The sequence below is a fragment of the Mesorhizobium sp. B2-3-2 genome, assembly GCF_006442295.1.
In the GTDB taxonomy this organism is placed as follows: Bacteria; Pseudomonadota; Alphaproteobacteria; order Rhizobiales; family Rhizobiaceae; genus Mesorhizobium.
The window spans coordinates 82279-106257 of record NZ_VFWA01000018.1 but is presented as its reverse complement, the minus strand read 5'-3'; the positions used below and the strand labels follow the sequence as shown (position 1 = coordinate 106257).

The 23979-nt window shown below is 62.0% G+C and carries 23 protein-coding genes; 11 read left to right on the top strand and 12 right to left on the bottom strand.

Annotated features, from left to right (window positions below; genetic code table 11):
* Positions 1-6 precede the first annotated feature (6 nt).
* From FJ964_RS27370 to FJ964_RS27355, 4 genes are all read right to left on the bottom strand, one after another.
* Positions 7-1455: a TolC family protein gene (locus tag FJ964_RS27370; protein WP_140553515.1), complete on the bottom strand. Its 1449-nt coding sequence runs from the start codon at positions 1453-1455 to the stop codon at positions 7-9.
* Between the two features lie 388 nt (positions 1456-1843).
* Positions 1844-2257, bottom strand: coding sequence for an MAPEG family protein (locus FJ964_RS27365; RefSeq protein WP_140553514.1), 414 nt, complete (start codon positions 2255-2257; stop codon positions 1844-1846).
* A 73-nt stretch (positions 2258-2330) separates the two neighbouring features.
* On the bottom strand, positions 2331-2819 hold the full coding sequence (locus FJ964_RS27360) for an SRPBCC family protein (RefSeq protein ID WP_140553512.1): 489 nt from the start codon (positions 2817-2819) through the stop codon (positions 2331-2333).
* Positions 2812-3132 (bottom strand): metalloregulator ArsR/SmtB family transcription factor, encoded by a 321-nt coding sequence (locus FJ964_RS27355; protein ID WP_140553511.1) that lies wholly within the window; start codon positions 3130-3132, stop codon positions 2812-2814. Before FJ964_RS27355 ends, FJ964_RS27360 begins: the two co-directional genes overlap by 8 nt.
* 252 nt (positions 3133-3384) lie before the next feature.
* On the opposite strand from FJ964_RS27355, the gene FJ964_RS27350 reads away from it, so the two are divergent.
* The 3 genes from FJ964_RS27350 to FJ964_RS27340 are packed head-to-tail and all read left to right on the top strand — an operon-like array spanning position 3385 to position 6123.
* On the top strand, positions 3385-4275 hold the full coding sequence (locus tag FJ964_RS27350) for a D-amino-acid transaminase (RefSeq protein WP_140553509.1): 891 nt from the start codon (positions 3385-3387) through the stop codon (positions 4273-4275).
* A 16-nt stretch (positions 4276-4291) separates the two neighbouring features.
* On the top strand, positions 4292-5320 hold the full coding sequence (locus tag FJ964_RS27345; RefSeq protein ID WP_140553507.1) for a P1 family peptidase: 1029 nt from the start codon (positions 4292-4294) through the stop codon (positions 5318-5320).
* Between the two features lie 2 nt (positions 5321-5322).
* Positions 5323-6123 carry a M55 family metallopeptidase gene (locus tag FJ964_RS27340; RefSeq protein WP_140553506.1) on the top strand — a complete coding sequence of 267 codons (801 nt, stop codon included), beginning with the start codon at positions 5323-5325 and terminating at the stop codon, positions 6121-6123.
* Here FJ964_RS27340 and FJ964_RS27335 read toward each other — a convergent pair.
* A complete protein-coding gene (locus FJ964_RS27335; RefSeq protein WP_140553504.1) occupies positions 6110-7090 on the bottom strand; it encodes a LysR family transcriptional regulator in 981 nt (326 codons plus the stop codon). The two genes, FJ964_RS27340 and FJ964_RS27335, sit on opposite strands and share 14 nt — an antisense overlap.
* A 294-nt stretch (positions 7091-7384) precedes the next feature.
* On the opposite strand from FJ964_RS27335, the gene FJ964_RS27330 reads away from it, so the two are divergent.
* From FJ964_RS27330 to FJ964_RS27300, 7 genes are all read left to right on the top strand, one after another.
* On the top strand, positions 7385-9010 hold the full coding sequence (locus FJ964_RS27330) for an amidohydrolase (RefSeq protein WP_140553503.1): 1626 nt from the start codon (positions 7385-7387) through the stop codon (positions 9008-9010).
* Positions 9011-9077: 67 nt separating this feature from the next.
* Entirely contained in the window at positions 9078-10670 is a 1593-nt protein-coding gene (locus FJ964_RS27325) for an ABC transporter substrate-binding protein (protein ID WP_140553501.1), read from the top strand.
* Between the two features lie 111 nt (positions 10671-10781).
* Complete coding sequence (locus FJ964_RS27320; protein ID WP_140497345.1) at positions 10782-11717, top strand: ABC transporter permease; 936 nt, start codon at positions 10782-10784, stop codon at positions 11715-11717.
* Positions 11718-11720: 3 nt separating this feature from the next.
* Entirely contained in the window at positions 11721-12542 is an 822-nt protein-coding gene (locus FJ964_RS27315) for an ABC transporter permease (protein ID WP_140497347.1), read from the top strand.
* Positions 12539-13456 carry an ABC transporter ATP-binding protein gene (locus FJ964_RS27310; protein ID WP_140553499.1) on the top strand — a complete coding sequence of 306 codons (918 nt, stop codon included), beginning with the start codon at positions 12539-12541 and terminating at the stop codon, positions 13454-13456. Before FJ964_RS27315 ends, FJ964_RS27310 begins: the two co-directional genes overlap by 4 nt.
* Positions 13453-14403: an ATP-binding cassette domain-containing protein gene (locus FJ964_RS27305; RefSeq protein WP_140553497.1), complete on the top strand. Its 951-nt coding sequence runs from the start codon at positions 13453-13455 to the stop codon at positions 14401-14403. Before FJ964_RS27310 ends, FJ964_RS27305 begins: the two co-directional genes overlap by 4 nt.
* Positions 14404-14412: 9 nt before the next feature.
* Entirely contained in the window at positions 14413-15945 is a 1533-nt protein-coding gene (locus tag FJ964_RS27300) for a M81 family metallopeptidase (RefSeq protein ID WP_140553496.1), read from the top strand.
* Between the two features lie 365 nt (positions 15946-16310).
* Here FJ964_RS27300 and FJ964_RS27295 read toward each other — a convergent pair whose 3' ends face one another.
* The gene (locus tag FJ964_RS27295; protein ID WP_140553494.1) at positions 16311-17051 is read right to left on the bottom strand and encodes an SDR family oxidoreductase; all 741 of its coding nucleotides are present in this window, start codon (positions 17049-17051) and stop codon (positions 16311-16313) included.
* A gap of 33 nt (positions 17052-17084) precedes the next feature.
* Positions 17085-17297 (bottom strand): 4-oxalocrotonate tautomerase family protein, encoded by a 213-nt coding sequence (locus tag FJ964_RS27290; RefSeq protein ID WP_140497359.1) that lies wholly within the window; start codon positions 17295-17297, stop codon positions 17085-17087.
* A 125-nt stretch (positions 17298-17422) separates the two neighbouring features.
* Here FJ964_RS27290 and FJ964_RS27285 point away from each other — a divergent pair, with 125 nt between their 5' ends.
* Positions 17423-18361: a LysR family transcriptional regulator gene (locus tag FJ964_RS27285; protein WP_140553492.1), complete on the top strand. Its 939-nt coding sequence runs from the start codon at positions 17423-17425 to the stop codon at positions 18359-18361.
* Between the two features lie 58 nt (positions 18362-18419).
* On the opposite strand, the gene FJ964_RS27280 is transcribed toward FJ964_RS27285, so the two are convergent.
* The 5 genes from FJ964_RS27280 to coxB all read right to left on the bottom strand — a co-directional run bounded on the left by FJ964_RS27280 (position 18420) and on the right by coxB (position 23766).
* A complete protein-coding gene (locus tag FJ964_RS27280; RefSeq protein WP_140553490.1) occupies positions 18420-19790 on the bottom strand; it encodes a cytochrome c in 1371 nt (456 codons plus the stop codon).
* A gap of 107 nt (positions 19791-19897) precedes the next feature.
* Positions 19898-20239, bottom strand: a complete 342-nt coding sequence (locus FJ964_RS27275; RefSeq protein WP_140553488.1) for a hypothetical protein — start codon at positions 20237-20239, stop codon at positions 19898-19900.
* Position 20240: 1 nt separating this feature from the next.
* Entirely contained in the window at positions 20241-20843 is a 603-nt protein-coding gene (locus FJ964_RS27270) for a cytochrome c oxidase subunit 3 (protein WP_140553486.1), read from the bottom strand.
* Complete coding sequence (ctaD, locus tag FJ964_RS27265) at positions 20840-22783, bottom strand: cytochrome c oxidase subunit I (RefSeq protein ID WP_140553485.1); 1944 nt, start codon at positions 22781-22783, stop codon at positions 20840-20842. The genes FJ964_RS27270 and ctaD overlap by 4 nt, the downstream gene beginning before the upstream one ends.
* Positions 22780-23766, bottom strand: a complete 987-nt coding sequence (gene coxB, locus FJ964_RS27260; protein WP_246676227.1) for a cytochrome c oxidase subunit II — start codon at positions 23764-23766, stop codon at positions 22780-22782. Before coxB ends, ctaD begins: the two co-directional genes overlap by 4 nt.
* Positions 23767-23979 lie beyond the last annotated feature (213 nt).

Genomic DNA, 23979 nt, shown 5'->3' with positions numbered 1-23979 from the left:
GCTCGCCTATTTTTTCCTGACCGGCGCCAGAATATCGAACGGCACGTCGTTCTTCTGTTCCGAAGGCGTGCGCGCATAGGTTTCGGTGTCGGCCGTTTCCGGCGCGGCGAACTCGGTCCGCGCGTATGCCGTAGCCTGTTTTGGCGGGTGGATGTCCATCGTTTTCAGCAACTGCCCGGTCGCCGCCAGAAGCCGATATTGCGCGAAAAGGGATGCGTAGGACGCGGTGTCGGCCAGAGTCGCGGTGTTGAACCGCGTGTTCTGCGCATCGAGCACGTCGAGCAACGAACGCTGACCGACCTTGAACTGTTCGCGATAGGACGCGACCAGCTTTTCGTTGGAGGCCGCTTGTAGCTTCAGGGTCTTGGCCAGATCGGCCTGCCGGAAGCGACGATCCCATGACGTGCGAACGGCTTCCTCGATCTCTCGGAGAACCTGGTGCATCGCGAGCCGCTGCTCGCTGGTGCGGCGGATCTGCTCCTGCTCATTGGCCTTGTCGATGCCGCCCCGATAGAGATTCCAGCGCAACACCAGACGTGCCTGCAGATCGGATGCGTCTCCATTGTCGCCGTCAATGTCGTAGCCCGCCCGGGCAGAGCCTTCGGCAATGATCGAAGGACCGTATTTCGCCCGCGCCGCGTCCACCAGCGAGGCCGCCGCGGCGATATCGCTGTTGGCCATGTGGACGCGCGGGTTGCTCTCGCGCGCAAGGCCCAGCGCATCGTCCAGCGACCTTGGCAGCGTGCCGGATACGTCGGCCGGCCTCGCTGCATTGGTCAGCGGCTTGCCGACAGTCTTGAAAAACCGTATCCGCGCGGCCTCCAGTTCCTCCGACGCTTCCTGCATGCGGGCCTTGGCCGCGAACAGCCGCTCCTCGGCCTGTTGCCGGTCGGCTTCGTTCAACCCACCGCCGGCAATGCCTTCCTGGATGTCGTGGAGGATTGCTTGATGGAAGCCCAGGTTCTTCTTTGCCTCGGCAACAATCGAAGCCTGGAGCATGTATTCGAGGTAGTCCTGGACAACAGAGAGGCCGATGAATTCCGACCGTTCCAGCACCCGAAACGACGCGCCATCGACGCGGGAGGCCTGGCGGTTCAATTCTGCGCGCCTTGCGCCGCTGTCATAGAGCGTCTGCGAAACGGTCAGGTCGGTTTCCGCCGGATAAAGCGCGTCGTCCTCTATCGAGAGTGCGCGCCGTGACGAATTGTCGAGACGGCGAGCGCCAGCCGACGCCTGCAGGTCGACGCTGGGCAAATAGAGGCCCTTTGCCTGACGCAATTCAAACTCGATCGCTTCGCGATTTTCTATCGCCTGGCCGATCTCTGGATTGGATTCGACCGCTACCGCCACGGCCTCTTTGAGCGTGAGGGCGTTCGCCCCGCCGCAAGTCAGCATCGTAGCCGCCATCAAAAGACCAAGGCGCTTGCCTATGGCCGACATGCCAGTTCTGTTCATTTAGCCCACCCGTTTCCCCAACGCCTTTCTCAAGGCGCTTAAGCGGGCCAACCCCAGGCCCACCATTGCCGAATTACCCGATATATTCAGAAAATACGTGAGCGAATATTAATTTAGATGACTCTAAATGGGTTTTCCCAGTCATGAGCAGTGACATGTAGCAAAAATAACACACAACAGCGGGGCCGATGGGGGTGGGAGAATGCCGATCGGATGCAACAGAAAATGCCTTGGCTGGAGCGGCGAGGGCACTTTTTTGAAAACCGCGCAATGGTTCCCAATAATTGGACGCGCTTGCCCGGGCCCGAGACGGTGGCGCTGTTGCCGAACGGGGAGCCGGACGCGGATTATAAAACGGATATAGCCTCCGATAAGTGCCGATGACGCGTCAATGGAGTGCTGCCCATCCAGTCACAAGAATAAGAGCAAGCGTAACCAGTGCTCCCGAAACGTACAGAACCGTCCTGACACTGCCTCCCTTTGCGGCGTTTCCGCCACGTAGGTAGATTCCCAGATGAACCAGGCGTATCGCCAGGTGCAGCCACACAAGCGTCGCCAAAGTGGTCGGCCCAACACCAACCATCATCGCCAGCACCGCGGGCACGACAAAGGGTGCCAGAGCCTCAACCGAGTTCATGTGGACGCGGTCGATCCTGTAGAGCGGGTTGTGGTCGTCCGCCGGGACTACCGGTCCTGAAAGTACCCCTGCAAATCCCTTGGACGAACCGGAATAGACCGCCAACACCACCGACAGCAAACAAAGCGTAAGCACGCCGAGGATGCTTAACCAATAGACTTCCATGTTGTCTCTGCTCCTGGAACGCAGTGGGCGATAAGGTGCTTGCGAGTCACACCCCATGACCACAACGCGGTTGTCAGGCTGCCCGATGGTTGAACAAGTCGTGGAACCGTTGCAGGTAGAGCGGCCAGCCCTGATCGCTATCAACTGCACCCCTGACGCCCTCCCAGCCTTCGCCATGGCGCTCGAGATGCCGGTGCTCGATCTCAACCCGGGTTCTGTTCTCGGTCTCGGCCGTGAACCGGACCTCCCATTCGCTCGTCTTGTTCGGGTCGGTCTCGATCTGCCACCGAGGGCTGATGTCCCAGCTCAGAATCAGCCGGGTGGGCGGATCGTAGGCCAACACGCGAGCCCAGCGGCACTCGCTGCCATCCACACCTCGGTCGTAGACGTGCCCTCCGACCCGGGGTTCGAAGATCGTTTCTGCGATTGGAACGGCAAGAAGATTGTGCTCTCGAGGTTTGAACCTCCCGAAATCCTCGGTGAAAACCTTGAAGGCACGCGCAATGGATGCCTCGACGACGACGAAATGCCTTACGGGCGCGAGTGCAGGATCCTTACTCATGCTTGGTCCTTTTTGGATGCTCGACGGCTAATTTGTAGCCCGCCAGGGTCTTGCTCCAGAACTGGTCGATTTCCGCGCGCAGGCCTGCCAGCCCATCCTGATCGATACGGTATATGCGTTCCTTGCCCGAGCGCGTGTCGGCCACAAGCCCGGCAGCCTTGAGTATCTTCAAGTGCTGAGAGACGGCCGGCCGGGTTACAGGCAGGGCACGAGCAAGGCCGCTGACCGAACACGGCTGTTCGACCAACAGTTCGAAGATCGTGCGCCTTGTCGGATCTCCAAGCGCTGTCCAGTAGTTCGCGTTAGTAACCACTAACGCGAACTTAGATCGATGGCCGCGACCTGTCAATATCGGGAGGTCAACGATTCGTCGTCCAAGCTTCCATCCGGCTCCGCGGGATTAAAGGAAACCAGTCAGCGACCTGCGCTCTCTCGTGGCGGCCGTCGCAGGGAGTGCCAGTTGCGCTTTGACGGTATCGGCATACCGAATTGCATTTTTTGAATTGGCCTTTGCCCACCTGCCTTGGCATTTATCGAAGCACGTCAGTTGATGCTGGGATCGAGGATGACCAAAGTGGCGCAAGTGTATTGCAATCGACGTTACATGCCCGAAGACGAGGCGCGCATCGGTCTCTTCGATCGGGGGTTCCTCTTTGCAGACGCAGTCTACGAGGTGACCGCCGTGATCGACGGCAGGCTGATAGACAATGATTTCCATCTCGATCGTCTTCAGCGGTCGCTTGCCGAAATATGTATTCCCATGCCCGTGACGCTGGCTGAGATAGAAGCCATTCAATTGGAACTGATCTCGCTCAACGGATTGGATGAAGGAACGGTCTATCTCCAGGTTTCGCGCGGTGAAGCCAAGCGCAATTTCCTGTTTCCCGATGATCTTGAGCCGACCATGGTCGCCTTCACAAGCGCCCGCAAACTCGTAGGAACCAAGGCTCAGGCCGAAGGCGTCGCCGTCGACCTGGCGCCTGATCCGCGCTGGGCACGGCGCGACATAAAGACCGTCATGCTGCTGGGGCAGGTTCTGGCAAAGCGTGCCGCAAGCGAGAAAGGCTTCGATGATGTCTGGTTTGTCGAAGGTGGACAGGTGACCGAGGGCGCGTCGGCGACGGCTTTCATCGTTACGCACGACGGCCGTGTCGTGACTCGCGCCAATTCTCAAGCCATCCTGCCCGGCTGCACGCGGCGAGCAGTGGCGCGTCTATGTGAAGACCAGGGCATTTTGTTTGAAGAGCGTGCGTTCTCGCCAGAGGAGGCCTTTTCGGCGGCGGAAGCGTTCCTGACCTCCGCCTCGAGCCTGGTCACTCCCGTCATCCGTATTGCCGGCCACAGGATCGGAAACGGCCAACCTGGTCCATTGACACGCCGCCTGCAGGAAATTTACGTCCAGACAGCTTTTGCAGAGATGAACGGGCATGCGGCCGGACGAACGGCCCTTGCTTGATGAGCGGGATGTGAGCATGGGTGCGGCACGGCGTTTAGGCCTTGGCATGGGGCGGCTGCCGCCCGGCCCGAACAATGCGATCACGGACGTGCCGGGTGTCCTGGTCGGCCATAAGACGATCATCGCCGACGGACTTGCGACAGGCGTTACCGCCGTCTTGCCCCATGGCGGCGACCTGTTCAGATCCAAGGTCAGGGCGGCGGTCGATATTATCAACGGTTTCGGCAAGTCTGTCGGGCTTATGCAATTGGCCGAACTGTGCACGATCGAAACGCCGATCCTTCTGACCAACACCTTTTCGGTCGCGCCATGTACAGAGGCGCTGATCAAGCGTGCCATTGCCGCCAACCCGGAGATCGGGCGCAAGACCAGCACGGTCAACCCCGTCGTTTGCGAATGCAATGACGGCGGCATTAATGATATTCAGGCAATGGCGGTCACCCGGCATGATGCCGAAGCGGCGCTGGATGCCGCGAGCGCCGGTCCGGTCGAACAGGGCAGCATCGGCGCCGGCACCGGAATGACGTCGTTTGGCTTCAAGGCGGGTATCGGCAGCGCATCCAGGTCGGTCGAGATCGGCTCTCTTGCCTTCACGCTCGGCGCTCTGGTGTTGTCCAACTTCGGCAGGGCAGGGGATCTTGTCCTCCCGGATGGCCGCAGAGCCGATCCCAAAGGGCTCGGCGAGCCTGAAAGCGGGTCGATCATCATCATTCTCGGCACCGATATTCCTCTTGACGACCGGCAATTGAACCGTGCCGCCGGCCGGGCCGGCGCCGGCATTGCCCGCCTCGGTTCTTATTGGGGACACGGCAGTGGCGATATCGCCATCGCCTTCACGACCGCCGATCCTCTGCCGCACGTCCCGCCTTCACCGTTCGGTTCGATTTCGCGTGTCGATGACAGATACATAGACCTCGTTTTCGAAGCGGTTGTGGAAACCACGGTCGAGGCCGTTCTGAACGCCCTGTGCGCCGCGCAAAGCGTGGTTGGACGAAATGGACGCAGGATTCCGGCTTTGACCGACTGGCTGAAGGAGCCCCTTTGAGCATGAAGATTTTCATTTCGGCCGATATCGAAGGCACTGCGGGCATTCAATCCTGGGACGAGGCGGAAAGAACGCATGCCGACCATAGGGAATTCCGCGAACTGATGACCGGGGAGGTCCTGGCCGCCTGCGAAGGAGCGCGAGCCGCTGGCGCAACTGAAATCATGATCAAGGATGCGCATGACAGCGGGCGCAACCTTATTCTCGAACGCATGCCGCCTTTTGCGCGCATCGTGAGGGGCTGGTCGGGACATCCGGACGCAATGATGTTCGGGATCGATGAAAGCTTCGATGCCGCGCTCTACACCGGCTACCATTCCAAGGCCGGCGTCGAGGACAACCCGCTCGCACACACATCGACATTGCGCATATCGCGGTTGATCCTGAATGGCGAAACAGCGTCCGAATTCACATTGAATGCGTTGTGCGCCGCGCGCTATGGCGTGCGCTCGGTATTTCTTTCCGGCGACGAAGGCATTTGCGCGGACGCCAGAGCCCTCGTCCCGGGGATAGCCACTGTCGAAACCCTCAAAGGCGTCGGCTCGGCCACCATCTCCCTGGCCCCTGCGGCAGCGCGCGGCGCAATACGCGAGGGCGTCGAACAGGCGTTGCGCGACGGGGCCCGGCAAGCTTTGCCGCCAATGCCGGAAAGGGTCGAGATCGTCATCGAATTCAGCAACCCCGTCGATGCCTATCGCGCCTCCTGGTATCCCGGGGTGCGCCGGCACGGGCCACGTGCCGTCGCCTTTGCATCGAACGACTATTTCGAGGTGCTGCGCGCCTTCCGCTTCATGAAGAGCTGAAGGTCGCTGTGCCCGCGGCTGGCGCGGCGGGCTTCAACGTTTGCGCCAGCGCCTTCGATGATTGCCAAAGAGCCTCCACCATGGTGCTTCGCGTCTTCTCCGAGCTGCGGTACAATCGTATTTCGAGATCGAGCGTCCATGTGCTGTCATTCGAACAGATGACAAGGGCGCCATTGGAGATGTCGTTCTCGACGAGGCTTTCTGGCAGCCAGCAGATGCCCGCGCCGGTCAGGGCAAGTTCCTTGAGCCCGGCGCTGATTGTGCTTTCATGCACGGTCTGACGCCGGAATGGCGAGTGCTTCGAGAAGAGTTTTCCGAGGGCGACGCCAAAGAAAGAGCTGTAACCGTAGCCGAGATAAGGCAGAGCGAGCTTCGCCGTTTCCGGACTGTCCAGAATGCCCGCCGCGGGCACGGTCGACTTGTCGAAGCGCAGTTCCGGCGCCGCGACCGGGATGAGCCGATCCGATCCGATAGCCAGATGAGAAAACTTGTCGCGATCCAGGTGAAACGGCACCTCGCGGTGCGCATAGGTCAGGAAGAAGTCGGTTTCGCCATCGGTCAGTGCGGCCAGGTTCGCCTCGATGCCGCCTCTGTCAGCCATGAAGGACGTGCCGAAGGTGCGAGTGTTCCGCTGCACCTCCCGCAGCCAAACCGGAAAGAACGTGATCGTCAATGTGTGAAGGGCCGCAAAACGTACAAGCCCCTGTTCCGCGGGCGGGCGCAGAGACTCGCGCACCGAATAGAACATCCTGATGGCGTCCTGCGCCATCGGAAGAAAATTGCGTCCGGCCGATGTCAGTTCGGCCGGCATGGTGGCACGACTGATGAGCGGTGCTCCGAGCCACGTCTCAAGTTGCTTGATGCGCCGACTGAAGGCCGATTGGGTGACATTGCGGATTTCGGCTGCCCGCGAAAAGCTCGATGTTTCTGCAAGCGTCACGAAATCTTCGAGCCATTTGATTTCCACGCGGCCTCTCCTCCACTGCGTTCGAGCATTGGTCGAACCGCAATGGGGAACATATTTCATTATAATTGCTGTGTTATGCAAATTTTGCATGCTTGATTGCGAAAACCGAATTGGCCTTGTGATCGCTGACGCCCCAACGTCTGCAAAACGAAAAGCTGGCAATTGGAGCCAGTGGCAGGGGGAACGTGAAGTCGAGCGCGGGAGGAGAATCTGACCGCGTGCGAAACGGAATGCCACTCAAAGTCAATCTATGTCGGCGACGTCCGTGAACGCCGGGGGAGAAGAAAAGGCAGCATGAATTCGCAGAACCAAGCCGATCTCGTTTTGCATGGCGGCAAGATTTGGACCGGTTACGGAAATCCGATCGCGGAGGCGATTGCGGTCTTGGGCAACCAGGTCGTGGCCAGCGGCTCCAACGCCGATATCAAGCCCCTGATCGGAAAGGGCACGAGGGTCGTGGATCTGGCCGGGCGCTTCGCAATGCCTGGTCTGAACGATGCGCACCTGCATCTGATCTCGACGGGGCTCCTGCGTGGCAAGGTCGATGTGACGCCCGATGCCGCGCCGACCCGCGGCGCGCTCATGGCGGCCTTGCAGGCACGTGCCGCCGAAACGCCGAAAGGCGCATGGGTGACCGCGCGCGGGTTTGACCAGACCCGCTATCCCGACGGTTTGATGCCCACCGCGAAGGAGCTGGATGCAGCCCTGCCCGATCACCCGGTTTCCGTCACGCGCGCCTGCGGCCATGTCACTGTCGCGAATTCGCGGGCGCTGGCGCTGGCGGGGATCGACATCGACACGCCCGATCCGGATGGCGGCCTCATCGGCCGCGAAGCCGGACAACTGACCGGATTGCTGGCGGAGAACGCCCAGAACCTCGTCTACGATGTCCAGCCCACGCCCTCGCTTCCCGAGATCATCGACGCCATCGAGGCGGGCGGCCGGCACTTGCTACAATTCGGCATAACCTCCTGCATGGACGCGGCTGTCGGCCAGATCGACGGAATGACCGAGATCGAAGCGTATTGGCAGGCCGAGCGCGGCGGCCGGCTGCCGGTCCGGGTCTGGGCGACGCTCCTGGGAGATCCCGGTTCGTCCATCGTCGAGCCCTGTCATGCCGAGGGCCTCGTCACCGGTGTCGGCAGCGACATGTTCCGCATCGGCGGCGTGAAGGTGTTCACGGACGGTTCGGCCGGCGGACGCACGGCCTGGATGCGCCAGCCATATATTGGCCAGCCCGACAATTTCGGTGTCCGGATGCTGCCGGACACCCGCTTGTTTGAACTGGTCGACCGCTATACGGCAATGGGCTACACCATGGTCTGTCATGGCATTGGCGACGCCGCCATCGACCAGCTCGTGCGCGCCTATGAACGTGTGCGCGCCGCCAACCCGGATCACAACCACCGGCACCGGATCGAGCATTGCGGCTATGTCGACGATGCCATCAACCAGCGGATGCTCAAGGCGGGCATCCTGCCCGCGCCTCAGCAGGCTTTCATCTACGATTTCGGCGACGCCTATGTGTCGGTTCTCGGGCCGGAGCGCGGCTTGCGCTCCTATCCGATCGGAACCTGGGATCGTCTGGGCATGAAGCCGTCCACCGGCAGCGACTCGCCGGTTTGTTCGCCCAATCCCTTCCCCGACCTCTATGCCATGCTGACGCGCAAGACGCACAAGGGCACGGTAATGGACGCTTCCGAGATACTGACGCCCGAACAGGCGTTGCGCGCCTATACCGAACATGGTGCCTACTCCCAGGGCGCGGAAACGGTGAAAGGCCGGCTGGAGCCTGGAATGCTCGCGGACATCGCCGTGTTCTCCAATGACCTCCTGACGGCCGCACCGGAGAAAATCCTGCGTGAAACGCGCTGTGAGATGACAATTCTGGACGGGCGCATCGTCTATGAAGGAAGTTGAGGCGGGATGCCGGTTGGGCCCGCCTCTGGCAGGAAATCAACAACGAACCACAGGGAGGAATTGAGGGATGTTGAACAGACTTGGCTTGATCGCGGCGCTTGCGCTTGGAACGGCGACCGCCGCGCTGGCGCAGGACGCCACACCGAAGGATGGGGGGAAATTGGTGTTTACCGCACCCTATGGCAACTCCATCACATCGCTGGACATCACGGCGACACCGCATACGCAAGACGAGATCGTGGCCAAAGCGATCAACCGCTCGCTCTACAAATGGAACCCGGAAAGCGGCAAGCCTGAGCTCGACCTCGCCGAAACGGTAGAGAAGTCGGCGGATGGCAAGACCTATACCTACAAGCTCCGGGAAGCGACCTTTCACAATGGCGACAAGCTCGACGCCGATGACGTGATCTGGTCCTACAACCGTCTGGCCGATCCCAAGAAGGCGCTGCCGGGCGCCGAGCAGATGCTGCAGATCGCCGGCGTCGCCGAATTTCAGGCAGGCAAGGCCGATCATATTTCCGGGTTGAAGAAGATCGACGACAGGACCATCGAAATCACCTTCATCAACCTGGCCGATCCGGGCTGGAACCTGATGTCGAACTATGCGCCGATCTACTCCAAAGACTATCCGGAGGATCAGCTCGCCTCCAAGCCGAACGGCCTTGGCCCGTTCAAGCTCGCCAACTACGTCGCGGGCTCGAAGGTCGAACTGGAGAAGTTCGACGGCTACTATGAGAAGGGCAAGCCGCATCTCGACAAGCTCGACATCATGCTGATGGGCGAAGCTTCGGCTCGCGACGTCGCCTTCCGCAACGCGGAGATCGATACCAACGTTCTCGGCCCTGTGCAGTATGAGGCCTACAGCCAGGATCCGGCGCTGAAGGATCACATCCTTGAGGTGGCCGAAGTCTACACCCGCAATATCGGCTTCAATCCGAAGGTCGAGGCATTCAAGGACAAGCGCGTCCGGCAGGCGATCAATTATGCGATCAACAAGGACCTGATTGTCGAGAAGCTCTTGAAGAACAAGGCTTATCCCGCGGTCTCCTGGCTGCCGATTTCATCGCCGGCCTTCGACAAGGACGCCAAGCCCTATGCCTATGATCCGGAAAAGGCCAAGGAACTGCTGAAGGAGGCAGGGTTCGAGACCGGCCTGAATTTCTCGGTCACCGCGACCTCGAACGAAAGCTGGGGCCTGCCGATCGTCGAGGCGATCATCCCGATGCTGGCCAAGGTGGGCGTCACCGTGACGACCGACCCGGTGGAAAGCTCGGTCCTGTCCGACAAGATCCTCTCCGACAATTTTGATGCCTTTATCTGGTCGAACTCGTCGGGCCCGGATCCGCTGAAATATCTGAACTGCTTCTATTCGAAGACGTCGCAAACTGCCTGCAACTACGTCAAGTTCAACAACGCCGACTTCGACAAGCTGATCGAGCAGGCAGGCAACGAAACCGATCCGGCCAAGCAGAACGATCTTCTGAGGCAAGCCAACAACCTGCTGCAGGACGAGGCTCCGGTCTGGTTCTTCAACTACAACAAGGCCGTCATGGCCTATCAGCCATGGGTTCACGGGCTGAAGCCGAACGGCGCGGAACTGGCGATCCAGGATTACGAGGACATCTGGATCGACGACAGCGCACCCGCGTCACGCAAGTAGCGCGATGGCATGGCTGGCGGGCGGGACCGGTTTGTACGGCCCCGCCCGCCGCATTGCGCCCACTTCCCGCCCGCCGCATGGCGCCCACTTGTTGAAAGGCAGGATTCGCGGATGTCGCGCTTCATCTTTCGTCGCACGCTGCAGATGATCCCGACCCTGCTGGCGGTCGTGCTGATCATTTTCGTGATATTCAGCGTCGTCCCCGGCAGCTTCATATCGAGCCTGATGTCGGAGGGGCGCAACGCCACGAATGCCGATGTGATGGCGCATCTGAACGAGCAGTTCGGGCTGGACAAGCCTCTGCCGGTCCGCCTGTGGGATTATCTGTGGGGGCTGGCGCATTTCGACCTTGGAATTTCCTACCGCACCCGCGAACCGGTGTGGAACGTGATCGAGCCGCGGCTCTGGCCTTCGATCAAATTGGCGCTGGCGGCGATGGGCTTTGCCGCAGCAGTCGGTATTCCCCTGGGATTTCTGGCCGCTTTGAAGCCCGGCAGCGTGTTGGACACCGGCACGATGATGCTGGCGGTTTCCGGCCTGTCGGTTCCCGAATTCTGGCTAGGCTTGCTGCTAATGTACGTCTTTGCGCTGCAGCTCGGCCTGCTGCCGAGCTTCGGCTACCAGCCCGGCGGCATCCGCTACATCATATTGCCTGCCATCGCCCTCGGCGTATCGCCGATGGCGCTCTTGGCGCGAACCACCCGCGCGGGCGTTCTGGACGTGATGAACGCGGATTTCGTGCGCACGGCGCGAGCCAAAGGGTTGACCGAACCGCGTCTGGTGCGCAGTCACGTTACCCGCAACGTGCTGGTGTTGATCCTGACCACGCTTGGCCTTCAGATCGGTTCGCTCATGGGGCAGGCGATCGTGATCGAGAAACTGTTTTCCTGGCCAGGGATCGGGTCGCTTCTGGTAGACAGCGTGTCGGCACGCGACATTCCCGTGGTTCAGGGTACGGTCATCGTGATCGTGTTGTGGTTCCTTGTCATCAACATGCTGGTCGATATCGCCTATGCCATGATCGACCCGCGCATTAAGGTGGCCTGATCCATGCGGTTGCGTTTCAATTTCGCCCTTGGGCTGGCGCTGGCGTTGCTCGTGGTCGCCGCAGCTGTCAGCGCCGGCTGGATTGCCCCGTACAACCCGATATTCGACGCCGACCTGATGAATTCTGAAATGCCACCGAGCTGGGACCATCTTTTGGGCACGGACGGGCAGGGTCGCGACGTCTTTTCCCGTATCCTCTACGGCGCCAGGGTATCGCTGACCGTCGGCCTCGTTTCACAGTTGATCAACTCGTGCATCGGTATGGCGCTTGGGGTATCGGCGGGTTATTTCGGAGGCTGGTGGGACGATCTGGTGAACGGGCTGACCAACGTCATGCTGGCGATCCCGTCCCTGGTATTCGCGCTCGCCATCATGGCGGTGTTGGGACCCGGCTTGCCAAGCCTCCTGATCGCTTTGGGCCTGACCAACTGGTCCTGGACCTGCCGCATCGCACGCAGCTCCACCTTGTCGCTCAAGAATCAGGGCTTCGTGCAGGCTGCCAGGGCGGCCGGCTTCAGCGACGCCAATATCATGCGCACGCAGATACTGCCGAATATCGTCGGTCCGGTGCTGGTCATCGCGACACTTGGCATCGGCGGCGCGGTTCTGGCGGAAGCTGCACTGTCTTTCCTCGGCGTCGGTATCCGGCCGCCGCAGCCGAGCTGGGGCAACATGCTGACCGATGCGCGCGAACTGATCCGCACCGCCCCCTGGGCCTCGCTGTTCCCCGGCCTCGCAATCTTCGCCACGGTCCTTGGCTTCAACCTGCTCGGTGACGGGCTGCGCGACATGCTGGATCCGCATATGAGGATCAGGCAGGCATGAGCGGCATCCTTCCCGACCCTGTTCTGTCCGTCCGCGACCTGCGCATCGGGGTCGGCAAGCGGAACGAAATCCTTCACGGCGTGTCTTTCGATATCCTGCCTGGGGAAACTTACGGACTTGTCGGCGAATCCGGTTCAGGCAAAAGCATCACCGGCCTTTCGGTGATGGGGTTGCTTAAGCGCCCGCTGGAGGTGACCGGCGGCTCGATCTTCTTCCGGAGCCAGGACGTCTTGAAGCTCGGCAGCCGCGGCAGGCGCCGTCTGCGCGGCGACCGTATGGCGATGGTGTTTCAAGAGCCCATGACGGCGCTCAATCCGCTGATGGCAATTGGCCGTCAGATCGCGGAAATGTTCGTCGTTCACAGGGGCTTCGGATGGTCGGATGCGCGCAGGAAAGCCGTCGAGGCGCTGGAAAGCGTTCGGGTGCCGGCGCCCGAGGAACGCGCCCTGTCCTACCCCCATCAACTGTCGGGAGGGATGCGTCAGCGCGTCATGGTTGCCATTGCACTGGCCTGCCGTCCCGACCTGCTGATTGCGGACGAGCCGACCACCGCACTTGATGTGACGGTCCAGGCAGGCGTCCTGGAATTGCTTGCCGAGCTTTGCACGGCTGAAGGAACGGCCGTGTTGCTGGTCAGTCACGATCTGGGCGTGATCGCCAATATGTGCCGGCGCGTCGGGGTCATGGACCGGGGGCGGCTCGTCGAGGAGCAGGACACCAAGGCTCTGTTCGAAAATCCGCTGCATCCCTATACCCGCGGCCTGCTCGCGGCGCGTCCACGCCTGGGGTCGCGAACGCTGGTGGGACGCGCCCGCCTGACCGAGCTTGACCAGATCGTGACCGGCGAGGAGCGTGGACGCGACGCACCGACGCTGACCACGCCGCGCGGCTTTGGCCTGGAGGCGACCGCATGAACCAGCCTCTTCTGGAAATCCGCGACCTCACTGTCCATTTCCCGCTGCCGCGTCGCTCATTGTTGGGGCCAAAACGGACGCTTCGTGCCGTTCAGGGCGTGAACCTGACGCTGAACGAGGGAGAGTGCCTGTCCATCGTCGGTGAATCCGGCTGCGGAAAATCCACCACCGCGCTGACCGTGATGGGCCTGCAGGAGCCGACTTCGGGAAAGATCCTGTTCCAGGGCAAGCCGTTGACAGGCCCTGGCGCCCCCGCCCGCAAGGAGCGCGCGCGCATCGCCCAGATGGTGTTTCAGGACCCGTATGCGTCGCTGAATCCGCGCCAGACCATCGGCCGCATGCTGTCCTCGCAGCTTTCTCTGCATGGAATCGCCAAGGGAAGCGAGGCTAGCCGCCGCGTTGCCGAGATGCTGATCCGCGTTGGCCTGACGCCCGATCACGCCGACCGTTATCCGCATGAATTCTCGGGTGGGCAGCGACAGCGGATCGGCATCGCGCGGGCGTTGATGCTTGACCCGAAGATCCTGGTGCTGGACGAGCCGGTGTCGGCGTTGGACGTGTCCATCCAGGCGCAGATCATCAACCTGCTGATGGACCTGCAGGAAACGCTGGGTTTGAGCTACATCATGATCTCCCACGATCTGAGCGTGGTCGAGCATGTCAGCGACCGGGTTGCCGTCATGTATTTCGGCCGCGTGGTGGAGGAGGGTGACTGGCATTCGATTTTCAGCCGCCCGACGCATCCCTACACGCGTCGCCTGATCGGTTCGGTCCCCGATCCCGACGCGATCCTGACCGGGGCACGTGCCTTGCCGGATGCTGCCTTCGTTCCAGGCGCCACCCGCTTTTCGCCCGACATTTCGCGCCGTCCGGATCCCGACGAAGAACCCGAGCAAAGCGAGCTTGTCGAGATCGGCCGCGGTCATCGCGTGCGCCTCGCGCAATAGGAATTGCCCATGACCTTCAATGTCCTTACCTGCGAATTCATGCATGAGAGCAATACGTTCTCGCGCTTCCGTACCGACTTGCCGCAGTTTCAGGTGGACACGCTTCTCCTTGGCGACGACGCGATCCGCGCCCGGCGCAACGCCAATACCGAACTTGCCGGATTCATGGATGTGGCGGAACCGGCGGGCTGGAATGTGATCCACGCGATTTCGGCACATGCCGTGCCCGGGGGGCGGGTGACGAAAGCCGCCTATGACCACATCGCCGGTATTATCCTGGAGGCGGCGCGTTCGAACAAGAGCCGCCTCGACGGAGTGCTGCTTGGACTTCATGGCTCGATGGTGCCCGAGTTTTGCCCCGACGGGGAAGGGTATCTGCTGGGCCTTCTGCGGGCCGAACTCGGAGCGGACACTCCTGTTGCGGCAACGCTCGATCTTCATGCGATGGTGTCGGAAGACATGGTTCGGGACGCGCAGATCCTTGTCTCCTACAAGACCTATCCGCATGTGGATATGCGCGAAATCGGCGCGCATGCCGCCCGTATCCTGGATCGCGCAATGAGAGGTGAAATCGCGCCCCGGACCGTCAGGGCGCATGTGCCGATGCTGGACGAAGCGAATTCTGGCCGCACCGATATTCCCGAGACTCTGGCCCTTTATGACCGCGCCCGCGAGGCCGAGGCCGAGGGCTTGCTCGCGGTTTCCGTCAACGCAGCCTTCACGGGGGCAGACGTGTCCTGCGTCGGTCCCACCGTGCTCGCAACCTATGACAGCCGTGATCCTGGCGCCAAGGCAGCCGCCATGCGTGTGACAGAGGAACTTGCCGACAAGATCTGGCAGGGTCGGACCAAGAAACGCAATGTTTTCATCGAGGTCGACCAGGCTGCTGCCGAGGCGCATGCCTGGCGCGGCGACAAGCCACTGGTCATTGCCGATTATGCCGACAATCCCGGCGCCGGTTCCTACGGCGACTCGACCGCGCTGTTGAAGGGCCTGCTTGATGCGGGAGTGAGGGGTGCGGTACTCGCGCCGATGATCGATCCTCAAGCGGCAAATGAATTGCACCGTCGCCGGCAAGGCGAAACCGTGACGGTGACGATTGGAGGCAAGGGCGACGCCAACTTCGGCGGTGGCCCGCTGACGGTGACGGGTGTGCTGACCAGGCTTTCGGACGGCACCTATGTCGGCGACGGACCGATTCAGGGCGGGCTCACCCATAGTTTCGGGCTCACCGCCGTAATCGATGTCGACGGGATCGAAGTCCTGGTCGTTTCAGAAGCGCAGCAGATGGTCGACCTTCAGCAATTGCGGGCTTTCGGGATAGAACCGACGGCTCGCCGCGTGTTGATCCTGAAGTCGATGCAGCATTTCCGGGCGGCATTTGAGCCGATAGCGGGCAAGGTCATCGTCTGCGATGCGGGCGCGCTCGCAACGCCGCGGGCTGAACGGCGCCCCTATATCCACGCGCCGCGCCCGCTCTGGCCGCTCGACAAGGATTTCGAGCGCTTTGTTCGTCCCGTCTCCTTGGCCGACACATTCTAACCACTTCTGCTCGAGATAGCGTGGTCGGGCCAGCAGTGCAGCAGCGCGCATCTCTGCATCCCTGTCCAACGACGACGGCGCGATCGGGTTCCTCGGCATGCGACCGTTGGGCCGCTCTTGTCGACGACGCTTCAACGCTGCGGCAGCGGATCCTGGCTGCGGCAGCGGATCCCGTAAGTCCTGGCATGGCTTGGGGTCTCTCCGGGGCGATCGAGGCGCCTGCGTTGGAGGGGAAGACTTTCCCTCCAAGGCAGGCGTTCGTTTGCCTGTTCGCGAAAGCGGTCGCCGCCAGGGCATTGGCCATCAGCCGGCCGAAGCTGCCCGATCCGCCAGTGATGGGAATGACGGCTTCATGATCCTGCTCCTCAGATGACCCCGCCATTCGCTCGGACGATCTGGCCGTTGATCCAGCCGCCGTCCGGCCCGACCAGCAGGGAGACGACGCGCGCGATGTCGTCGACCCCGCCCAGACGGCCGAGCGGGTTCATCTGTTTGATACGATCGAGCGTAGCCTGATCCTTGCCTTCGAGAAAAAGCTCGGTGGCCACCGGCCCCGGCGCAACCGCGTTGACCGTGATGGCGCGGGATCCCAACTCCTTCGCCAGGATGTGGGTGAGCGCTTCGACCGCGGCCTTGGTGGCCGCGTAAACGCTATAGGTCGGCTGATAGAGTCCGACGACGCTGGTCGAGAAGTTAACGATGCGGCCGCCGTCGCGCAGGCGCCTCGCCGCCTCGCGAAGGCCGTTGAACGTGCCCTTGAGGTTGATCGCGATGGTCTGATCGAAGGTCGCATCATCAAATTGGGCGACCGGCGCGAGCTTCATGATGCCGGCATTGTTCACCAGCACGTCGACGCCGCCATGGGCCGCTTCGGCGGAATCGAACATCCGTCTCACAGCTTGCGGGTCGCTGACATCGGCCTGGAAGGAGGTGGCTCGACCACCGGCTTTTTCGATCTCATCCACCAGCTTGGCGGCCGCGTTGGCACTGCCTGCATAGTTGACGACGACCGTGAGGCCGTCGCTCGCCAGCCGGCGGGCGATGGCCGCTCCAATGCCGCGAGACGCTCCCGTGACGATCGCAACCCTGTTCGTTGGGCTAGTCATTGTCGTTGTTCCTTTGCCGTGTTGCTGCCGACATCAATCCTTCGCTCGATATTCCTGCGGGATCACGAAGACCTCGTCGGCGCGGGCGTAACCGCCGTCCTTGACCTCCTCGATCAGGACCATGGTGTGCGGCCGAGCGGCCTCGGAGAAATATTCCACGAGCATCGCCGTGGCCCGATGGACGATCTCTTCTTTCTGGGCCCGGTTCAGCGCCGCCTCGGGGACCTTGAAATTGACGAAGGGCATGATCTTCACTCCTGTCGATCTGATGACTTGAATGGTGTGAAGATAGCTGTTTTTAAAACCAGCACTAGAAAGCCGATTTCAACATCACCATTTCAAAATCCATAACAATCGACTACGAGATGGTTATGGATCGCATCGACATCATGCGGCTCTTCGTTAGGATCGTCGAGCGCGGGAGCTTTGCTCAGGCCGCGCGGGACCTGCGGGTTCCGCGGCCCACCGCCACCCATGCGATCCAGCGCCTGGAAGCGGATCTCGGCGTTCGGCTCCTCGAACGGACAACCCGAACTGTGAGGCCGACGCTCGATGGCGCGCTCTACCACGAACGCTGCATCCGGCTCCTTGCGGACCTGGATGAGGTGGAGAGTGTCTTCAGGAATGCCGAACCCAAGGGTCCGCTTCGTGTGGATATGCAGGGGACCATCGCGCGGTTTTTCGTCATGCCGGTCTTGCCCGAGTTCATGACGCGCTATCCCGGCATCTCGCTCAGCCTCAGCGAAGGCGATCGGATGGTCGACCTCATCACTGAAGGCGTCGATTGCGTCGTGCGAGCCGGCGAACTGTCCGACTCGTCTCTGATCGGTCGCCGCATAACCGCCTTCGAGCAACTCACCTTGGCGAGCCCAGCCTATCTCGAACGTCACGGCGTCCCTTCGACACCGGATGATCTCGGCGGCCATCGAATGGTTGCCTATACCGCCTCCGCGACAGGGCAGCCATACCCGCTGGAATTCTATAAGGACGGCGCGGCAAGAGAGGTTCCACTACCCTACGATATCGTCGTCCGAGGCGCCGAAATCTACACGGCCTCCGGCGTTGCCGGGCTCGGGTTGATACAGGTCCCGCGCTATCGTGTAGAGCATCAGATCGCCGCCGGACAGTTGGTTCCGGTACTGGAAACCTTTCCACCCCCGGCGATACCCGTATCCGTGCTCTATCCCCAGAGCCGCCATCTGTCTTCGCGGATCAGGGTGTTCATCGATTGGCTGGCGGACGTCTTTCGCGCCCCTCGCGGCGCTGGCGGGAGTTCCTCTCAGAAGGGCTCGGTCGAGATATCAAGCTGAGGCAGTTCATCGTTGCACGGAAAGGCGGAACGGGTAGGCCACGCTTCGGCACGCCGTCTCATCGCCCGTCTCTATGCATGAATGTGAGATGCCGCCGGTGCATTCTCAGGCGAAGGCGTCTGGCGAGCAAAAGCGCCAGGCTAAGCACGAGCACGGCGCTGCCGGCCACCAGCGCCTGGGCCGCCAGAACCATGACTGTCTGCTCCGTCGTCGAGCCTGCCCGCATCTGGCGCACATCGGCTGCCGTGACACTGACTTCCGGGTCCCCGAAGCGCGCGGTCACATAGTTTGCAAGGGCCGCCACCTGGCCGTCGTCCAGCCAGCCGTCAAAGGCCGCCATCGATTTGCGGCCCGCGACGCCGCCTGCCTTGACGCCTTCAAGGATGGTCATGACGACATTCTCGGGCGAGGTTACGCCGAGAGTGCTGTTGTTGGTCAGTGATGGATAGGTGCCATCCGCCGATCCGCCTCCATTCAGGCCGTGGCATCCCGAGCAGAGCGACCGGTAGAGATCGTCGCCCACCGCGACCCCGCTACCCTGCACGCTGGTCTTCGTCCCGGCATCGCGGGCGGCTGCGGGCGGATTGGTCCACGCGAAGCGCGGCCGCTTCTCGTCTCCCGATCGGGCGGGCACGGTCCTGAGATAGGCGACGATGGCACGAATATCGTCGTCCGAAAGATATTGCAGACTGTTCATGACCGTTTCCGCCATCGGACCGCCCGCATACGCCTTTCCAGGCACGGCGCCGGTCTTGAGAAACCGAGACAGCTCCTCATCGCTCCAGCCGCCTATGCCCGCGATCTTGTCGCTGCTGATGTTGAACGCCTGCCAGATGCCGGCGCTGCCGCCGGCAAGCTTGCGGTCTTCATCCATGCCGAAGGTCGTATTCCTCGGCGTGTGGCAGGCGCCGCAGTGCCCAAGCACCTCCACCAGGTAGGCGCCCCTGTTCCACGCGGCGGTTCGGCTTGGATTTGGCCCGAAGCCACCAGCGTGGAGGTTGGCAAGTTTCCACAACCAGAGCGTCCAGCGCTGGTTAAATGGAAAAGGCAGGATGTTTGGCGGCCGCGGCTGAGAAATCGGCGCCTTCGTGAGCAGGTACGCTCGGATCGCGAGCACGTCCTCGCGGTTCATCCCGGCGAAGCTGTCGTATGGCATGGCGGGATAGAGATCGGCCCCGTCGCGTCTGACGCCTTTCTGCACGGCTCGCACGAATTCGTCGGCGGAATAGCGCCCGATGCCTGTGTCGGGGTCCGGTGTGATGTTGGTGGAATAGACATCGCCGAACGGCGTCGGTACCCGATAGCCTCCGGCGAAAGGCCGGCTCGGATTGGACGTGTGGCAGCCGACGCAATCGGCGGCTCGGGCAAGATATTCGCCTTTCTGGATCTCGTTCGCCCGCAGCGGCGTGCCAGGCGCCAGCGACGCCATGACGGCCGCGACTACGCGTAGGAGGACGGCGAGGAACGGAATCCCTGCGGCAGGCCGACGCGAACGCTGCCCCTGGCGGATGACCGCTCGTTGGCTCCGCTGCACAGTCACAGTTCGCACCCGCTGAAGATCAATCCGGCCGCCATTTGCGCCAGCATGACGAGCGTGAACAGGGCCCCGATGCCTACCGAAGTCTTGGCCAGAAACGCGCGCGTGCGCGCCTTCAGGGGCGGGCTCGTGCCGTGCCTTGGATCACGAACGGCGCGCCATGACGCCAGGGCGCCCAGCGCCGCGACGGCGGCGCCTGTCAGCGAGAACAGGGCGGTGGGCCGAAACCCGGCGCTGCATTGCCAGTATGCGATTGAATAATCGAGCTGCAGCGATACCGCCCATGCTGTTGGTCCGGTGACCAGGCCTGCCCAGGAAACGCCCGTGCGGATCGCCTGCATGTTACATCCTCGGGACCCAGTAGATTACGAGATAGAGCACGACCCATGAGACGACCACGAAGTCCCAGTAGAAGGCATTGTCCGACACGTCGCTGAAGTGACGTCCGGTGTTGCCTTTCTTGGTGAACATGAGAACGGCGAGCACGATCGTGTCCCCGACATCGGTGAGGAGGTGTGTCGTGTGCAGGCCGAGCAGGAACCAGACGATCGACCCGTAGGCGTTCTGGTCCCAGGAGATCCGGAGCGCGGGAAATTCCCAGATGCGCACGATCAGGGGAAGAATTCCGGCGATCGACATGACGAGGATGCCGATGCGCACCTTCACAAGGTCCTGCCGCCGCGCCCAAAGATCGATCAGACGGTTGGGAACGGCGCTGGCAAGCAGAATGACCAATATTGCCGTGCCCGGCAGGAGATCGGGTGCCGGCGCCCCGATCGGCCAATGCCGCGCCTGCACAGCCAGGTAGAAATAGGTGCCGATCGCCAGGGCAAAACCGGTCGCTTCAAGGGCGATGAAGGCCACCGTTCCCCACCAGATCGGGCTCGCCGATCCAAAATCATAGGTGGGCAGGTGGCTGACGTCGACGGTTGGCCGGTGTCTCATTCTTCGTCCTCCGGCTCGCCTTTCGGCCAGAACCAGCAGATGAAGCCGATCGAGACCGGTATCGCGCCCCAGACCACCGCCCATGGCGTGTATATCGAGCCCAGAAACGCGCCGCCCACGGCAATGGCCGAGAGCAGCGGCCAGATCGAATTGTCGGCCGATGGCACGCGCAGCTGCGGTACCGCATCGGCGACCGTGCCGGCAAGCACCTCGCGCGCGTCGACGCGCAGGCCCTCGACGACCGGGAGTATGTCTGCTTCGGCCCAGAGCGGCTCGCGATGGGTCACCACCGGCAGGCGCGAAAAATCGTAGGAAGGCGGCGGCGACGTCGTTGCCCATTCCAGTGTGCTCGCCCCCCAGGGATTGTCTCCCGCGATGCGGCCGTTGCGAAGGCTGAGCAGCACGTTCAGGACGAAAAGCGCGAAGCCGGCGAACACCACCAGCGACGAGATGCTGATGAACAGGTTCGTGCCGCCCCAGCCGCTCGCCGGCGGATAGGTGTAGACGCGCCGCGGCATGCCTTGCAGGCCAAGCATGTGCATCGGGAAGAAGGTGAGATTGAAGCCGATGAAGACAAGCCAGAAATTCCAGCGACCGAGCCGCTCGGACAGCATGCGGCCGGTGATCTTGGGAAACCAGTAGTAGACAGCGCCGAGCAGGGGGAAGACGGCGCCTCCGACCAGCACATAGTGGAAATGCGCGACCACGAAATAGGTGTCGTGCACCTGCAGGTCGAGCGGCACCGAGGCGACCATGACCCCGGTCAACCCGCCGATCACGAAGGTGAAGATGAAGCCGAGCACGAAAAGCAGTGGCGTTGCAAAGATCGGCCGGCCGCCCCAGATCGTCGCGATCCAGCAGAAGATCTGGATGCCGCTCGGAATGGCGATCATCATCGAGGAGGCGGTGAAAAAGCTCTCGCCGAGCTGCGGCAGGCCGGTGGCGAACATATGGTGCACCCACAGGCCGAAGGAAAGAAAGCCGATCGCAACCAGCGACAGCACGATCCCGAGATAGCCGAAGACCGGACGGCGCACGAAGGTCGGCAGGATAGCCGAGACGAAGCCGGTCGCGGGAATGAAGATGATATAGACCTCCGGGTGGCCGAAGAACCAGAACAGGTGCTGCCAGAGCATTGCGTCGCCCCCCGCCGCCGGGTCGAAGAACCTGGTGCCGACCAGGCGGTCGAGGATCAGCATCGTGCTCGACACCATCACGGCGGGCATGGCGAACAATATGACGAAAGCCGTGACGAGGACCGACCAGACATAGAGCGGGATGCGATCGAGTGACATGCCCGGCGCGCGCTGCTTGAATACGGTCGCGATGATCTCGACGGCGACCGCGAGCGCGGATACTTCGGTGTAGGTCACCATCTGCGCCCAGAAATCGGGGCGCTTGCCGATCCCATATTCAGGTCCGGCGAGTGGCACGTAGGAAAACCAGCCGGCATCCGCGCCGGTGTCGAAAGCGAAGGCGATCCAGATCATCAACCCACCTGAAAGATAGACCCAGTAGCTGAAGGCATTGAGCCGTGGGAAGGCGACGTTTCGGGTGCCGATCATCAGCGGCACCAGGTAGATGGCGAACGCTTCCATGACCGGTACGGCGAACAGGAACATCATCGTCGTGCCATGCATGGTGAAGAGCTGGTTGTAGAGATCGGGGCCGATATGGCGTGCCTCCGGCGTGGCAAGCTGGAACCGCATGGCAAGTGCCGACAGGCCTGCAAGGGCGAGGAACAGGAAGGCCGTCACCATATAGCGCCGTCCGATCAGCTTGTGGTCGACCGTGACGAGCCAGCCATAGAGACCGTTCGGCGTCCGCCAGGCATGCGCCAGATAGTCGTGCAGTCTTGCCTCGTCGAGGCCGGTGTCGCGGATGCCTTTCAGGGCCGCTTCCTGTCTTTGCCCGGCCGTCTTCCCGGCAACGCCACTCATTCAAGGCTTCCAAGATAGGCGACGACCGCATGAAGATCGTCGGCGCTGAGAGCAATGCGCGGCATCTTCGCGCCGGGTTTTATGGATTGCGGATCGGCGATCCACGCGGCAAGTGAGCCGGGCGCCATGGCCAGCGTGTCGGCGGCCAATGCACGCCGGTTTGCGAGGTGGGTAAGGTCGGGCCCGACCGTCCCCTTGGCCGGCGTGCCCCTTATCGTGTGGCAGAGAGCGCAACCGGTAGAAAGAAAAGCCTGCTGGCCGCGGCGTTCCTCCTCGCTGGCGGGCGCGATGGCGGCTGCGTCTTGTCTGGATCGCCATGCCTCGAACGCTTCGCGGCTTTCCGCGACGACGGTGATGGCCATGTGGGCATGCTGGTAGCCGCAGAACTCGGCGCACTGGCCGCGATAGATACCGGGCCTGTCGGCAATGAGGGTGATCTCGCTCGGGCGGCCCGGAATGAGGTCCCTTTTGCCGGCGAGGCTTGGCACCCAGAAACTGTGAATGACATCGATCGAATCGAGCTCGACCTTGACCGGTTCGCCGACGGGAAGATGGATCTCGTTCGCCGTGACAATCGTCCGCGACCGATCATCGTTGGGATAGCGTATCTCCCACCACCATTGATGCCCTGTGATGCGGATGGCGAGCGTCTCCTTTCGGCCCAGCGAGGCAATGGATTTGCCGGCGAAGAAGCTTGTTATCGTCAGCGCGGCGAGAACCAGCACGGTCGCCGCGACGGCGCTGCCGATCGCGCGGCCAAACCGGCGTTCCTGATGGCTGTCTATGCGTAGCGGCGGCGGCGCTGCTTGTGCCCGGCGCTCATGGAAGAGCGCCATTGCCAGGACCAGCATGACGAGCAGCCAGGTGATCGTCGCCACCGCGCCAAAGGACCAGATGAGATCGAGAATCGCACGGGCATTCGCACCATGTGCATGGAGCGCGGATTGCCAGTCGCTGCACCCGCTCAGGACCGGCGTCGACACCAATGTAGACGCGGGGCCGATCCGTTTCAGGATGCCTGGGAAGACGATTGCCGGACGCGGTTCGGGCTGGACGTGTAAAGGCCGACGCAACCGATGATCGCCGCCGTTGCCGGGAGCGGATGACGGGCCCGTGCATCTTGCCATGTAAAATCCACCATCGATGAAGGCGATAACGCGGATCGCTGTAAAAGGATGCTTGGCAACGATGGCCGG

Bases quoted from the DNA above. Each gene is read 5' to 3' on its own strand.
- FJ964_RS27360 (WP_140553512.1), bottom strand. From the start codon at position 2,819: ATGAGTAAGGATCCTGCACTCGCGCCCGTAAGGCATTTCGTCGTCGTC.
- FJ964_RS27350 (WP_140553509.1), top strand. From the start codon at position 3,385: ATGACCAAAGTGGCGCAAGTGTATTGCAATCGACGTTACATGCCCGAA.
- FJ964_RS27340 (WP_140553506.1), top strand. From the start codon at position 5,323: ATGAAGATTTTCATTTCGGCCGATATCGAAGGCACTGCGGGCATTCAA.
- FJ964_RS27295 (WP_140553494.1), bottom strand. From the start codon at position 17,051: ATGACTAGCCCAACGAACAGGGTTGCGATCGTCACGGGAGCGTCTCGC.
- FJ964_RS27310 (WP_140553499.1), top strand. From the start codon at position 12,539: ATGAGCGGCATCCTTCCCGACCCTGTTCTGTCCGTCCGCGACCTGCGC.
- FJ964_RS27345 (WP_140553507.1), top strand. From the start codon at position 4,292: ATGGGTGCGGCACGGCGTTTAGGCCTTGGCATGGGGCGGCTGCCGCCC.
- FJ964_RS27325 (WP_140553501.1), top strand. From the start codon at position 9,078: ATGTTGAACAGACTTGGCTTGATCGCGGCGCTTGCGCTTGGAACGGCG.
- FJ964_RS27330 (WP_140553503.1), top strand. From the start codon at position 7,385: ATGAATTCGCAGAACCAAGCCGATCTCGTTTTGCATGGCGGCAAGATT.
- FJ964_RS27300 (WP_140553496.1), top strand. From the start codon at position 14,413: ATGACCTTCAATGTCCTTACCTGCGAATTCATGCATGAGAGCAATACG.
- FJ964_RS27305 (WP_140553497.1), top strand. From the start codon at position 13,453: ATGAACCAGCCTCTTCTGGAAATCCGCGACCTCACTGTCCATTTCCCG.
- FJ964_RS27275 (WP_140553488.1), bottom strand. From the start codon at position 20,239: ATGCAGGCGATCCGCACGGGCGTTTCCTGGGCAGGCCTGGTCACCGGA.
- FJ964_RS27365 (WP_140553514.1), bottom strand. From the start codon at position 2,257: ATGGAAGTCTATTGGTTAAGCATCCTCGGCGTGCTTACGCTTTGTTTG.
- FJ964_RS27315 (WP_140497347.1), top strand. From the start codon at position 11,721: ATGCGGTTGCGTTTCAATTTCGCCCTTGGGCTGGCGCTGGCGTTGCTC.
- FJ964_RS27290 (WP_140497359.1), bottom strand. From the start codon at position 17,297: ATGCCCTTCGTCAATTTCAAGGTCCCCGAGGCGGCGCTGAACCGGGCC.
- ctaD (WP_140553485.1), bottom strand. From the start codon at position 22,783: ATGAGTGGCGTTGCCGGGAAGACGGCCGGGCAAAGACAGGAAGCGGCC.
- FJ964_RS27270 (WP_140553486.1), bottom strand. From the start codon at position 20,843: ATGAGACACCGGCCAACCGTCGACGTCAGCCACCTGCCCACCTATGAT.
- FJ964_RS27285 (WP_140553492.1), top strand. From the start codon at position 17,423: ATGGATCGCATCGACATCATGCGGCTCTTCGTTAGGATCGTCGAGCGC.
- FJ964_RS27280 (WP_140553490.1), bottom strand. From the start codon at position 19,790: ATGGCGTCGCTGGCGCCTGGCACGCCGCTGCGGGCGAACGAGATCCAG.
- FJ964_RS27370 (WP_140553515.1), bottom strand. From the start codon at position 1,455: ATGAACAGAACTGGCATGTCGGCCATAGGCAAGCGCCTTGGTCTTTTG.
- FJ964_RS27320 (WP_140497345.1), top strand. From the start codon at position 10,782: ATGTCGCGCTTCATCTTTCGTCGCACGCTGCAGATGATCCCGACCCTG.